This is a genomic window from Diaphorobacter oryzae DSM 22780, from assembly GCF_059568935.1.
Map to the genome: position 1 here is coordinate 49,538 of NZ_JCANUL010000003.1, position 12,614 is coordinate 62,151.

Genomic DNA, 12,614 nt, shown 5'->3' on the forward strand with positions numbered 1-12,614 from the left:
GGGAATCAGGCGGAGGCCTTGACGGCCAGCACCGGGCAATCCACGGTGAGCAGGATTTCCTGGGCCATGCTGCCCAGCAGCAGCTTGCCCACGGGCGAGCGCTTGCGCAGCCCGATCACCAGCACGGACACCTGCAGCGCCGTGACCATTTCCTCGATTTCCTCGATCGCGCTCTTGCCGCGCACGAACTGCTTGAACTCCGCCTGGATGGGCAGCGTGGCCAGCCGCTCTTCCACGCGCTCGGCCTCGTAGCCATTGACGATGCTCGGATCCTCCTGGCGGCCGCCGGGGCCGGCGTTGACGACGACCAGGCGCTCATTGCGCCGGCTGGCGATTTCGATCCCCTTGTCCAGCGCGGCCCGGCCTTCGGGGCGTGGAACGTAGGCGACGAGAATGGTCATGTAGTGTCTCCCTTGCTGCTGTGTTGACTGTGATTTTGGCGCACCAGCGCCAGCCGGCAGAATAGCCCAACGCCCCGGCATTGGCGAGGGCCGGCGTGGCGCCGCGAGGACACATGCGGCGCGGCCGCAGCCTGCCGATGGGCTGCGGGGATGGCGGTTTTTATAAGTCTTTCTGTCCGCCAGCACTTGTGAAATAAGCGCTAAATGCTATAAATAGCATAGCAATAACGCGCTGGCGCGGCGTGGCTAGACCAGGCGCGCCGCTTCCAGTTCTTTCTTGAGGTAGGCGTAGAACAGCGGCGCCGCCACCAGCCCTGCGGGGCCGAACACCGCCTCGGCCACGAACATCACGGACAGCAGTTCCCACACGCCCATGTGCGTGCGCTGCCCGACCACCTTGGCGTTGATCACGTACTCGGCCTTGTGGATCAGGATCAGAAAGGCCAGGCAGGCCACGGCCGCCATGGGCGAGACCGACAGGCCCACCAGGGTGATGACCGCGTTGCACAGCAGGTTGCCCACGATGGGCACCAGGCCGGCCAGGAAGGTCAGCGTGATGAGCGCCGGCGTGTAGGGCAGGTCCAGATCCCAGATGGGCAGCACCAGCAGCAGGAACAGGGCGGTGAGCAGGGTGTTGAAGGCCGCGATCCAGAACTGCGCCGCCACGATCTGGCGAAAGGCCTCGCCCATGCGGGCGATGCGCAGCACCAGCTCCTGCGCCAGCGGTCCGCGCGATGCGCCCACGCTGCGCACCGCGGCCAGCGCGCCGATGAGCAGGCCCACATAGGCATAGAGCAGCCCCGTGAGCCAAGCGCGGCCGGCGATGGCCAGGGCCCCGGCCTTGGCGGCAAGGTAGGCGGCGATGCTGCGCTGGATCTCGGCCGCGCCCTCGGGCAACTGGGCGGCGATGTCGGTCGGCAGCTTCAGGCGCAGCTCCAGTACGGTGCGCGCCAGGAAGTCCAGCAGCTCACGGTACTGCTGCGGCGCATCGACGATGTAGCTGCGCGAATGCGACAGCGCCAGGGCCACAAGCAGCAGGGGCGACAGCATCACCAGGGCGGCCGCCAGGGTCTGGCCGCTGCGCGACGCGCCGTTGCCCTGGGGGCCGGGGCGGCGCAGCCAGGCCAGGCGGGGGGCCAGCCAGCGCGTCAGCAGAAAGCCCAGGCACACGCACAGCAGGCCGGGCAGCAGGCCGCGCAGCATCACGAGCAGGAGCGTGGCGCCCATCAGCAGGTAGCTGGCGATCACCACGCCGCGCGTGGCGGGTGGGAATGCCGCCCTGGTGGGTGCCGCTGGCTGGTCGGGCGTGCCTTGCGGCTGCTGTCCCGATGGCATCGTGCCGGCGGTGGTGAATCAGCCGACGATGACGGCGGCGCCCGTGCCGCGCTCGGCGATGGCGCCGATGGCGTACACCGTCTCGCCCAGCGTGCGCAGCGTGGCGGCCGTGGCCTCGGCGGCCTCGGCGGGCACGACGACGACCATGCCGATGCCGTTGTTGAAGGTGCGGTTCATCTCGATGTCGTCAATGCCGGCCGTCTTTTGCAGCCAGGCGAACAGCTCGGTCTGCGGCCAACTGCCAGCCTTCAGGTGCGCGGCCGTGCCCTCGGGCAGGACGCGGGGGATGTTCTCCAGCAGGCCGCCGCCGGTGATGTGGGCCAGGGCCTTGATGGGGTGCTGCGCGAGCGCCGCCAGCACGTTCTTCACGTACAGGCGGGTGGGTTCCATGATGGCGCTCTTGAAGGGCTTGCCGTCCAGGGTCTCGGGGATGGTGCCATTGGCGCTGGCGCGTTCGATGCACTTGCGCACCAGCGAAAAGCCGTTGGAGTGCACGCCGTGCGAGGCCAGGCCCAGCACCACGTCGCCGGGCTGGACGTTCTTGCCGGTCAGAATCTTGCTCTTTTCTACGGCGCCCACGGCAAAGCCGGCCAGGTCGTACTCGCCATCGGGGTACATGCCGGGCATCTCGGCGGTCTCGCCGCCGATCAGCGCGCAGCCCGACAGCTCGCAGCCCTTGGCGATGCCGCCGACCACGGCGGCTGCCGTGTCCACATCGAGCTTGCCGCAGGCGAAGTAGTCCAGGAAGAACAGGGGCTCGGCGCCCTGCACCAGCACGTCGTTGACGCTCATGGCCACCAGGTCGATGCCCACGGTGTCGTGCATGTTCCACTCGAAGGCCAGCTTGAGCTTGGTGCCCACGCCGTCGGTGCCTGAGACCAGCACCGGCTCCTGGTAGCGCTTGGGCACCTCGAACAGCGCGCCGAAACCGCCGATGCCGGCCATCACGCCCTCGCGCAGCGTCTTCTTGGCCAGCGGCTTGATGCGCTCGACCAGCGCGTCGCCCGCGTCGATGTCGACGCCGGCGTCTTTGTACGAGATGGGGGTGGAGGAGGCAGAGGAACTCATGGGATGTGCGTCAGTGCTGTCGGCCCGTGCTGCGGGTCTAAAACCGGGGATTTTAAGGCGCGGCCAGTGCAAGCTGTGAATCCCCCTGAACGGCGGTGGCCGCGCGCATGCGGCGAACGCTGCGGCGGCGGACTAAAATCAACGGCTGCACGCTCGCGTGCCCCGGCCCGCCTGGTGCCGACGGGGCTGCCGCGGCGGCATTCACACAGCGCTCCATCTCCATGCAACCCAGTCAATCATGCCCAGGCACGGCCGCGGCCCGCATCGTTCATGCAGGCCGGCGTCTGCCGTGCGCCAGCGGGCGGTGCGCACGATGAAGCAATTGGCGCTCGACATCGGGCTGGCCACCGGCCCCACGCTGGACAACTTCCATGCCGGGCCCAACGCCCAGGCACTGCAGCACCTGCGCCTGGCGGTGGGCGACGGCGCCGCGCCGCGCTCCCCCGTGCCCACCTATCTGTGGGGCGAGACCGGCACCGGCAAGTCGCACCTGCTGCGCGCCGTGTACGAGGCCCTGCGCGGCCAGGGCGCCAGCGTGGGCTGGCTCGACGCCTCGGTGGCCATGCCCACGGCCTTCGACGAGCGCTGGAGCGCCGTGCTGCTCGACGAGGTGCATCTGTACACCACGGCGCAGCAGGCCGCCGCCTTCAACTGGTTCGTCAACGCCATCAGCCCGGCCGTGGGGGCGCCGCGCTGGGTGCTGGCCGCGGGCGACCTGCCGCCGGCCGACCTGCCGCTGCGCGACGACCTGCGCACCCGCCTGGGCTGGGGCCATGTGTTCCAGCTGCAGCTGCTGGGCGAGCCCGAGCGGCGCGCCGTGCTGCGCCAGCAGGCCGACGCGCGCGGCATCTTCCTGGCCGACGAGGTGATGGACTACATGCTCAACCGCTTCTCGCGCGACCTGGGCAGCCTGATGCAGTTGCTGGACCAGCTGGACAGCTTTGCGCTGCGCACGCAGCGCGCCGTGACCATTCCCCTGCTCAAGACCATGCTGGAGACCGAGTAGCGCGGCCGCCCCGGCGCCGCGTGCATTTCTTCCACACACCGCATAGACGCATGACACCTGACACCCCGGCGCAACGCCAGCGGCTGGCACTGTTCGATCTGGACCACACGTTGCTGCCGCTCGACTCCGACTACGAATGGGGCGAGTTCACCATCCGTATCGGCTGGACCGACCGCAACGCATTCGGCCAGCGCAACAAGGCCTTCTACGACGACTATGTGGCCGGCACGCTGGACGTGCACGACTATGTGCGCTTCGCCACCGAGGCCGCGCGCCTGCGCGGCGCGCAGGAGGCGGCACTGGCCCACGCGCAGTTCATGCGCGACGTGATCCACCCCGCCATCCGTGACGAGGCCCTGGCGCTGCTGCGCCGGCACCGGGACGCGGGTGACGAGGTGATCATCATCACCGCCACCAATGAGTTCGTCACGCGCCCGATCGCCCAGGCCCTGGGCGTGCAGCAGCTGCTGGCCGTGGAGCTGGAGCGCGGCCCTGACGGCTGGATCACCGGCGACATCCGCGGCGTGCCTTCCATGCGCGAGGGCAAGGTGCGGCGCATGGAGCAGTGGCTGGCCGAGCGCGGCCTGGCCTGGGCGGACGTGGACAGCACCTTCTACAGCGACTCCATGAACGACGTGCCGTTGCTCGAGAAGGTGAACCACCCCGTCGCCACCAACCCCGACCCGCGCCTGCGGACGCTTGCGCAGCAGCGCGGCTGGCGCATCCTGGACCTGTTTCCCTCTCCACAATGATCAAGACGTTCATCGACAAACTGCTCGGCAAGAGCGCGGGCGGCGCCGGCCGCGGTGCAAAGCGCCGCTTCGGCAAGCGCGAGGAAGTGCCGGTATCTGTGCATGGCATCGACCCCGAGCTGGTGGACCGCCGTGCGACCGAGGTGGTGCGCACGCTCCAGCAGGCGGGCTACGAGGCCTACATCGTTGGCGGCGCCGTGCGCGACCTGCTGCTGGGCCTGCGGCCCAAGGACTTCGACGTGGCCACCAATGCCACGCCCGAGCAGGTCAAGGGCCTGTTCCGCCGTGCCTTCATCATCGGCAAGCGCTTTCGCATCGTGCACGTGGTCCACGGCCGCGGGCGCGAGCATGAGGTGATCGAGGTCTCCACCTTCCGCGCCTACATGGACAACGCCGCCGCCGGCCAGGTGAGCGGCAACGAGAAGACCAGCAAGCACCAACTCGCCGGCATGCAGCACGCCGTGGACGCCAGCGGCCGCGTGCTGCGCGATAACGTCTGGGGCCCGCAGGACGAGGACGCCACGCGGCGCGACTTCACCGTCAACGCCATGTACTACGACCCCGAGACCCAGGTCGTGGTGGACTTCCACAAGGGTATCGAGGACGCCCAGCGGCGCGTGCTGCGCATGATCGGCGACCCGGCCACGCGCTACCGTGAGGACCCGGTGCGCATCATCCGCGCCGTGCGTTTCGCGGCCAAGCTCAGCCCGCTGGGCTTCTCGCTCGAGCCCAAGACCGCCAAGCCCTTGGTGGCCTGCGAGCCCCTGCTGCAGGAGGTGCCGCAAAGCCGCTTGTTCGACGAGATGCTCAAGCTGCTGCAGACCGGCCATGCGCTGGCCTCCATCGCGCAGCTCAAGGCCCTGGGTCTGGAAAAGGGCATCTACCCGCTGCTCGACGTGGTGGTGGACCGCGCCTCCCACCCCTTCGTGCAGGCCGCGCTGGCCGACACCGACCGCCGCGTGGGCGAGGGCAAGCCCGTGGCGCCCAGCTTCCTGCTGGCCTGCGTGCTGTGGCAGGACGTGAAGACCGGCTGGGAGCAGCGCCTGGCGCGCCAGCAGCCGTTTCCGGCGCTGCAGGACGCGATCGACGACGTGTTCGACAAACGCATCGGCGATGTCTCGGGCCGCGGCAAGCTGGCGGCCGACATGCGCGAGATCTGGGTCATGCAGCCGCGCTTCGAGAAGCGTTCGGGCAGCACGCCCTACGGCATGGTGGCCCACCTGCGTTTTCGCGCGGGCTTCGACTTCCTGCGCCTGCGGGCCGATGTGGGCGAGATCGGCGAGGGACTGGCCGAATGGTGGCAGGAGTTCTCGCTGGCCGACGATGCGCGCCGCGAGGACATGATCGAGCAGGCGCGCGAGGAAATGCGCACCCGCCAGCGCAAGGCCCAGCCCGTGGTGCGGCGCGTGCCCAAGGCGGGCGCCGCGCCAGCCGACGCGCGGCCCGTGGATGAGGCGCCGGACAACGAGCCCGATGCCGCTGATGGCGACGCAGCCGCACCCAAGAAGCGGCGCCGTCGCCGCCGCAAGCCCGCCGCCGGCGGCGCGCAGGACGGCGCAGCGGGCGGCGCACCCGACGCGTGAGCGCCGCCGCAGTGCAACGCCTGCCGGCCAGCGCCTGGGTGGGCCTGGGCGCCAATCTGGGCGATGCGCGTGCAGCGCTGTGCGACGCCGTGCGGGCACTGGCGGCATTGCCGGGAACGGGCGTGCAGGGGCTGTCGTCGCTCTACCGCAGTGCCCCCGTGGATGCGGGCGGGCCCGATTACCTCAACGCCGTGGCGCAGCTGCAGACCACATTGACGCCGCTGGATCTGCTGCATGCGCTGCAGGCCATCGAGCAGGCGGCGGGGCGCGAGCGCCCCTACCGCAACGCCCCGCGCACGCTCGACCTGGATCTGCTGCTCTACGGCGACGAGCGCCTGGAGAGCGCAGAGCTCACCGTGCCGCACCCGCGCATGCACGAGCGCGCCTTCGTGCTGCTGCCGCTGGCCGAGCTGGCGCCGCAGCGGGTGGACGCGGCGGCGCTGCAGGCTGTGGCCGGCCAGCGTATCGAGCGCGTGTTGGCTGCGCAGGACTGGTGCCCAGCGGCCGTGGTGTCTTAATGCTCCTGAATTGATAGCTATTGGCGCTTGATGGGCGGGCGCTGGGGGCTGATTTTCCTTATATCCATGCGCACCGCTCTGCGCCTGGATGTTGCGGCCATGCCTTGGCGATTGATATGAAAAAAGCTGCCAGCGCCCGTCCATCAAGCGCTGGCAGCTCTCTTTTCAGGAGCGACCCGCCGCCGCCAGGGCGTGCGGGCCCTGGTCCTCAATCGACCTTGGCGCCGGAGGCCTTCACCACCTGCTGGTACTTGGCGCGCTCGGCGGCCATGAAGGCGTCGAACTGCTCGGGCGTGGTGGGCACGGGTTCGGCCATCAGGGCCTCGAAGCGGGCCTTGGTCTCCGGGGCCTTGAGCGCATCGGTGAAGGCCTTGTTGAGCTTGGCGATCACGGGCTTGGGCGTGCCCGCGGGCGCCACCAGGCCCCACCAGGTGTCGATGGCGAAGCCCTTGAACATGGTCGACAGCGGCGGCACGCCGGGCAGCATGGGGCTGGCTGTCAGCGAGGTCACGGCCAGCGCCTTGAGCTTGCCCGACTTGATGTTGGGCGCGGCGGCCGCCAGGTTGTCGATGTTGAAGTCCACCTCGCCGGCCAGCAGGGCCAGCTGCGCGGGGCTGGCGCCGCGGTAGGGGATGTGCAGCGCGTAGATGCCGGCCTTCTGCTTGAACATCTCGCCCGCCAGATGGCCGGCGCTGCCATTGCCGCCGCTGCCGTAGTTGAGCTTGCCGGGGTTGGCCTTGGCGTAGGCGATCAGGTCCTGCACATCGTTGATCTTGAGCTGCTCGGCCCGGGCGGCGTTCACCACCAGCACGTTGGGCACGCGCACCATCTGCGTGATGCCGGCGAAGTCCTTGGCCGCGTCGTAGGGCATGCGGCTGTAGAGCCAGGGGTTCACCGCGTGCGTGGCCGTGGCCGCCAGGCCGATGGTCAGCCCGTCGGGGGCGGACTTGGCGATCAGGTCGGCACCGATGTTGCCGCCCGCGCCGGCCTTGTTGTCCACGACCACCACCCCGAGCGTGTCGCGCACGCGCTCGGCCAGGGCGCGGGATGTCACGTCCAGCGGGCCGCCGGGCGCATAGGGCACCACCAGGCGGATGGGCGCGTCCTGCGCGTGGCTCAGGGGGGCTGCGAATGCCGCGCCGATGGCGGCGGCCGAGAGGAGGAGGGTTCTACGGTTCATAGGTCTTCATTGTGCAAAAAAAAATGGAGCAGGCCGGAGCGCGCGTAGCCACCGGGCCGCAGTTTCCAGCCATGTCCTACGGCGCATGCCGGAGCATCCTTCTATAAAGGCGGGGCCGGGCAGCGTGCGGGTACCACGCATGCTGCCAGTCCTTTGCGAGAAAGGAATGACATGCTTGATGCACCCGTTCTTCTGGATGCCCCCGGCCATGGCGACTGCATCGCGGCCTGCACCGCATGCGCCACGGCGTGCGATGCCTGCGCAGCGGCCTGCCTGCGCGAACAGGAGCCGCACCACCTGGCCCGGTGCATCGCGCTGTGCATGGACTGCGCCGGCGCTGCGCATCTGGCAGCGGCCGCCATGGCGCGTGAAAGTCCGCACGCGGACTGGGTGTGCGAGCTGTGCGCGCGGCTGTGCGAGAGCTGTGCCCAGGAGTGCGTGCTCCACGAGCCGGAGCAATGCCAGGACTGCGCCGATGCCTGCAAGCACTGTGCGCGGCTGTGCCGCGACATGATTGCCTGAGCGAGGGGCCGCCCCGTCAGCGGCCAGTCAACGGGCCGTCAGCCGCCGTGCTTGTCGGCCTCGGAGGTGAAGGCGTCGGCGTAGAACTCGTCCGGGGGCAGGCCGCGCTCGGCGCTGTAGGCGGCGCGGGCCGAATCCACCACGATGGGCGCGCCGCAGGCGTAGACCTGGTGGCCCGAGAGGTCGGCAAAGTCCTCCATCACCGCCCGGTGCACGAAGCCCGTGCGGCCCGTCCAGCCGTCTTCGGGCAGGGCGTCCGACACTACCGGCACGTAGCGCAGGTGGGGCATCTCGGCCAGGCGGTCGCGGATCCAGGCGTCCATGTACAGGTCCGCGGGGCGGCGGCCGCCCCAGTACAGGGTGACGGGGCGCGTGATGCCCTTGTGCTGCATGTGCTCGATCAGCGCCTTGATGGGCGCGAAGCCCGTGCCCGAGGCGAGGAAGACCAGGGGCTTGTCCGAGTCCTCGCGCAGGAAGAAGCTGCCGAAGGGGCCTTCGATGCGCAGGATTTCCTTTTCCTTCATGGCGCCGAACACATGGTCGGTGAAGCGCCCGCCCGGCATGTGGCGGATGTGCAAGTCCATGCCCGGCGCAGCTTCCTGGGTGTGCGGCGCGTTGGCCATGGAATAGGCGCGGCGGGAGCCATCGCGCAGGATGAACTCGATGTACTGGCCCGCGTGGTAGCGGAAGGTGTCGGCCGCGGGCAGTTGCAGGCGCACCTGCATCACGTCGTGCGAGGCGCGGGTGAGCGTGGAGACGCGCACCGGCAGCTTCTTGATGGGGTAGGAACTTTCGTCCGTCACCTGGCGCGATTCCAGTACCACGTCGGTCAGCGGCCGCGCGCAGCAGGTCAGCACGTAGCCGGCGGCCTCTTCCTCGGCGCTCAGCGCCTTGTGCTGGTGCTCGCCATGCGCCACCGAGCCGCTGAGCTTCTTGCACTTGCACGAGCCGCAGGCGCCGTCCTTGCAGCCGTAGGGCATGCCCACGCCGCTGCGGATGGCGGCCGCCAGGATGGATTCGCCGGCCTGCGTCTCGAATGCGCGGCCGCTGGGCTGCACGGTGATCTGAAATGCCGCCGCTGCGGTCTCTGCGCTCGTCATGTTGTGGGTATCCTTGGAGGTCTGTCTTCCCGAGGCCATGCCTCGCTCATCGCTCGACGGAGCCGATTTTGCCCTCAAACCAAAACCCCCTTGGCGCCTTGCCGGCGCGCTTTCGCCGCCAGCGTGTGCTCATCGTCGGCTGCGGCGATGTGGGCCTGCGCGTGGCGCGCGCCCTGGGCGCGGGCGGCCCGCGCCCGCGCGTGCTGGCGCTCACGTCCACGGCGGCGCGCGTGCCCGCGTTGCGCGCCGCCGGCATCACGCCGTTGGTGGGCAACCTGGACGATGCGGGCTCGCTCGCCCGCCTGGCGGGCCTGGCGACGCGTGTGCTGCATCTGGCGCCGCCGCCGGGAGAAGGCGAGGCCGGGCGGCAGTGGTGGCTGGACCCGCGCAGCACGGCACTGGCGCGCGCGCTGCGCCGGCGTGCGTTGCCGCAGGCGCTGGTCTATGTCTCCACCAGCGGCGTGTATGGCGACTGTGCGGGCGAATGGGTGGCGGAGTCGCGGCCGGTGGCGCCGGCCACGCCGCGCGCCCAGCGCCGGGTGAATGCCGAGCGGGTGATGCGCCACCTGGGCCGTGCGGGCGTGCGCACCAGCATCCTGCGCGTACCCGGCATCTACGCGCCGGACCGCGAGGGCGGCACACCCGAGGGGCGGCTGCGCCGCGGCACGCCCGTGCTGGAGGCGCAGGATGATGTCTATACCAACCACATCCATGCCGACGACCTGGCGCGTGCCTGCACGGCGGCGCTGTGGCGGGGGCTGCCGCAGCGCAGCTACAACGTGGCCGACGACAGCCAGCTGAAGATGGGCGACTATTTCGACCTGGCGGCCGACCTCTACGGCCTGCCACGCCCGCCGCGCGTGTCGCGCAGCATGGCGCAGCAGCAGCTACCGCTGTCGCTGCTGAGCTTCATGGGCGAGTCGCGCAGGCTGCTCACCGCCCGCATGGCCCGCGAGCTGCGCGTGCGATTGCGCTACCCCACGGTGCACGAAGGGCTGCGCCCCTGAGCGCTGGGCGGGCCGCAGGCCGCATCAGCGGGGATAGACGTTGCCCTGCTTGTCGTAGCAGCGGAACACATTGCAGTGCGTGATCTCGCGCCGTGGCTGCGGCACGGGGCGCGGCGGCACGACCATCACGGGGGGCGCGTAGTAGGGTGGTGATTGAACGGAGCGATGGGAGCGGGCGCGCTCTGCGCGCGCATAGTCTGCGGGGCTGAGGCAGGCCAGGTCGGCCTGGCGCTGCGCGGTGTCGAGCCGGGCCTGCTCGTCATACATGCCCCGGCCCATGGTGCTCAATACGTCTTGCAGGTTCTTGCGGGCGCGCAGGCAATCCGGGGAGCGCGCGGGATCGTCGGCGCCGCTCATGCCCGGGGCGGCGGCGGGCGCGTTGCCTGTGGTGCGCTCGGCATCGCGGCGCTGCTGGGCCTCGTACTGCTGGCGTTCGTACTTGCGCTCCAGGGCTTCGGCGGCCTGATCGCGTTCCTGCTGGATTTCCTGCGGGGTCTTGCGCGCCTCGACCTCGCGGGCGGCTTCGCCCCCGCGGCAGTCGCCATCGGTATAGGTGACCTTCCCGGTGGCCGGGTCGGTGCAGCGAGTGACCTGCGCCGTGGCGGCCAGCGGGAGCCATGCGATGAGCGCCAGCGCCGCACCTGCGGCACCCTGGATCAGGAGGTTCATGGCAAGCCTTTCAGCGGGAGTGCTCACAGCGGGTGTGGTCAGCGCCCATCGGTAGGGGTGGGGTCAATCGCCCGGCCGGGAGCGCTTAGTCGCGGCGCTCGCGCTCGCGCTCGGCCTCGCGTTCGGCACGCCGGTCACGCTCGAACTGCAGGCGGCGCTCGCGCGCGACATCGGGGTTGGGGTGGCGCAGGAGCTGCTCTTCCTTGATGCGGCGATCCATGTCGCGTCGGCGGTCGGCGTCCCAGCGTTCCGCCTCGCGGCGGCGCTCCGCATCACGGCGCTCTGCATCACGGCGGTCGGCTTCGCGCCGGCGGTCGGCCTCCCAGCGCTCGGCGTCCCGGCGGCGTTCTGCCTCGCGTCGGCGGTCGGCGTCGCGGCGCGCGCGTTCGCGTGCCTCGCGTTCACGCGACTCGCGCCACTGGTGCTCACGCCATTGGCGTTCGCGCCAGGCATCCTCGCGCCATCCCGAGGGCGGCGGGGGGTAGTCGCGCCAGCCCATCGGTGGGGCGGTGTAGATCACACCAGGCTGCTCATAGACAGTCACGGACGATGGGGCAGGGTAGTAGCCACCGGCATCGTAATAAGGGTCGCCAGGCACGCTGGCGCAGCCCACGGACAGAGAAGCGAGCACTCCGGCAGCGACGATGCGAAGGCGGGTCAATCGGAAATGGGGCATGGAGGTCTCCCGGTGTACGCACCGGGCACATGGCGCCGGTGTCGTGAAGGTCATGGTCTGTGGTGGAGGCAACCCACTCACGCCTGAGTGTGAGACGCCCGTTTGGGCATTTTGGTTGACTGGACGGCGATAACTTTGTCAGCCTTTGCCGTTTCTTCACCATTGTGTCGCAATGTTGCCGACCGGGCCGTGCGGCGCCGGGGTGTGCGATCCCACACCAGGAGTCCGCCGCCAGCAGCACGCCCACAGCGCATTGCCTCGGCAGTCGCTGCACACGTTCTCTCGTCGGTGTCGACGGGCCGCAGGGTCGAGTCGCATGCGCCCGTGGATGACAGCAACGGAGTGGCTACCCCAGCAATACCACCGCCCAGACGGCGCCCACCATCAAAAGCGCCACGGTCTGAGCCGCACTGCCCATGTCCTTGGCGTTTTTGGACAGCGGATGGCGCTCAAGTGAGATGCGGTCGACCACGGCCTCTATGGCGGAGTTGAGCAGTTCCCCCAGCAGGCTGATGAAGCAGACCGCCAGCATCAGTGCCCGCTCCACCGGGCTGACCTCCAGTACAAAGGCCAGCAGTATGAGTGCGCCATGCAAGGCCAGCAGCTGGCGAAATGCGGCTTCGCCGCGCACGGCGGCGAGAAAGCCGTCGCGCGAATAGATCAAGGTATGAAAGATCCGAGCCAGGCCGGTCTTGCCGTGCGGGTATTTGCCGGCACCAGCCGGGTTGGATGGGGGCATGGGCATCTCCTGAAAAACCATCTGGACGAAATATCGGAAAACAGATGTCAGGAAATCG

14 protein-coding genes are annotated in these 12,614 nt (G+C 69.6%); 6 read left to right on the forward strand and 8 right to left on the reverse strand.

Annotated elements, in window-relative coordinates; genetic code table 11:
- Positions 1-5: 5 nt before the first annotated feature.
- From BP68_RS06280 to purM, 3 genes are all read right to left on the reverse strand, one after another.
- Complete coding sequence (locus BP68_RS06280) at positions 6-401, reverse strand: universal stress protein (protein ID WP_496369766.1); 396 nt, start codon at positions 399-401, stop codon at positions 6-8.
- Positions 402-647: 246 nt separating this feature from the next.
- The gene (locus tag BP68_RS06285; RefSeq protein ID WP_496369768.1) at positions 648-1,736 is read right to left on the reverse strand and encodes an AI-2E family transporter; all 1,089 of its coding nucleotides are present in this window, start codon (positions 1,734-1,736) and stop codon (positions 648-650) included.
- Positions 1,737-1,754: 18 nt separating this feature from the next.
- Positions 1,755-2,804 (reverse strand): phosphoribosylformylglycinamidine cyclo-ligase, encoded by a 1,050-nt coding sequence (gene purM / locus BP68_RS06290; RefSeq protein ID WP_496369770.1) that lies wholly within the window; start codon positions 2,802-2,804, stop codon positions 1,755-1,757.
- Positions 2,805-3,117: 313 nt separating this feature from the next.
- Here purM and hda point away from each other — a divergent pair, with 313 nt between their 5' ends.
- Genes hda through folK form a run of 4 tightly spaced genes read left to right on the forward strand, consistent with a single transcriptional unit; the run spans position 3,118 to position 6,663 of the window.
- Positions 3,118-3,810: a DnaA regulatory inactivator Hda gene (hda, locus tag BP68_RS06295; protein ID WP_496369772.1), complete on the forward strand. Its 693-nt coding sequence runs from the start codon at positions 3,118-3,120 to the stop codon at positions 3,808-3,810.
- A gap of 50 nt (positions 3,811-3,860) precedes the next feature.
- A complete protein-coding gene (locus BP68_RS06300; protein WP_496369774.1) occupies positions 3,861-4,562 on the forward strand; it encodes a histidinol-phosphatase in 702 nt (233 codons plus the stop codon).
- Positions 4,559-6,145, forward strand: coding sequence for a polynucleotide adenylyltransferase PcnB (pcnB, locus tag BP68_RS06305; RefSeq protein WP_496369776.1), 1,587 nt, complete (start codon positions 4,559-4,561; stop codon positions 6,143-6,145). Before BP68_RS06300 ends, pcnB begins: the two co-directional genes overlap by 4 nt.
- The gene (gene folK / locus BP68_RS06310) at positions 6,142-6,663 is read left to right on the forward strand and encodes a 2-amino-4-hydroxy-6-hydroxymethyldihydropteridine diphosphokinase (RefSeq protein WP_496369778.1); all 522 of its coding nucleotides are present in this window, start codon (positions 6,142-6,144) and stop codon (positions 6,661-6,663) included. The genes pcnB and folK overlap by 4 nt, the downstream gene beginning before the upstream one ends.
- Before the next feature lie 208 nt (positions 6,664-6,871).
- Here the strand turns inward: folK and BP68_RS06315 are convergent, their stop codons facing one another.
- Positions 6,872-7,843 (reverse strand): Bug family tripartite tricarboxylate transporter substrate binding protein, encoded by a 972-nt coding sequence (locus BP68_RS06315; protein WP_496369780.1) that lies wholly within the window; start codon positions 7,841-7,843, stop codon positions 6,872-6,874.
- Between the two features lie 171 nt (positions 7,844-8,014).
- On the opposite strand from BP68_RS06315, the gene BP68_RS06320 reads away from it, so the two are divergent.
- Positions 8,015-8,365, forward strand: coding sequence for a four-helix bundle copper-binding protein (locus tag BP68_RS06320; protein WP_496369782.1), 351 nt, complete (start codon positions 8,015-8,017; stop codon positions 8,363-8,365).
- A 38-nt stretch (positions 8,366-8,403) separates the two neighbouring features.
- Here the strand turns inward: BP68_RS06320 and BP68_RS06325 are convergent, their stop codons facing one another.
- Positions 8,404-9,465 carry a CDP-6-deoxy-delta-3,4-glucoseen reductase gene (locus tag BP68_RS06325; protein ID WP_496369784.1) on the reverse strand — a complete coding sequence of 354 codons (1,062 nt, stop codon included), beginning with the start codon at positions 9,463-9,465 and terminating at the stop codon, positions 8,404-8,406.
- Positions 9,466-9,533: 68 nt separating this feature from the next.
- Between BP68_RS06325 and BP68_RS06330 the strand changes: the two genes are divergently transcribed.
- Positions 9,534-10,472: an NAD-dependent epimerase/dehydratase family protein gene (locus tag BP68_RS06330; RefSeq protein WP_496369786.1), complete on the forward strand. Its 939-nt coding sequence runs from the start codon at positions 9,534-9,536 to the stop codon at positions 10,470-10,472.
- Positions 10,473-10,496: 24 nt separating this feature from the next.
- Here BP68_RS06330 and BP68_RS06335 read toward each other — a convergent pair whose 3' ends face one another.
- From BP68_RS06335 to BP68_RS06345, 3 genes are all read right to left on the reverse strand, one after another.
- Entirely contained in the window at positions 10,497-11,141 is a 645-nt protein-coding gene (locus BP68_RS06335) for a DUF4124 domain-containing protein (protein WP_496369788.1), read from the reverse strand.
- A gap of 85 nt (positions 11,142-11,226) precedes the next feature.
- A complete protein-coding gene (locus BP68_RS06340; RefSeq protein ID WP_496369790.1) occupies positions 11,227-11,817 on the reverse strand; it encodes a hypothetical protein in 591 nt (196 codons plus the stop codon).
- Between the two features lie 346 nt (positions 11,818-12,163).
- Entirely contained in the window at positions 12,164-12,556 is a 393-nt protein-coding gene (locus BP68_RS06345; RefSeq protein WP_496369792.1) for a diacylglycerol kinase, read from the reverse strand.
- Between the last annotated feature and the right edge of the window lie 58 nt (positions 12,557-12,614).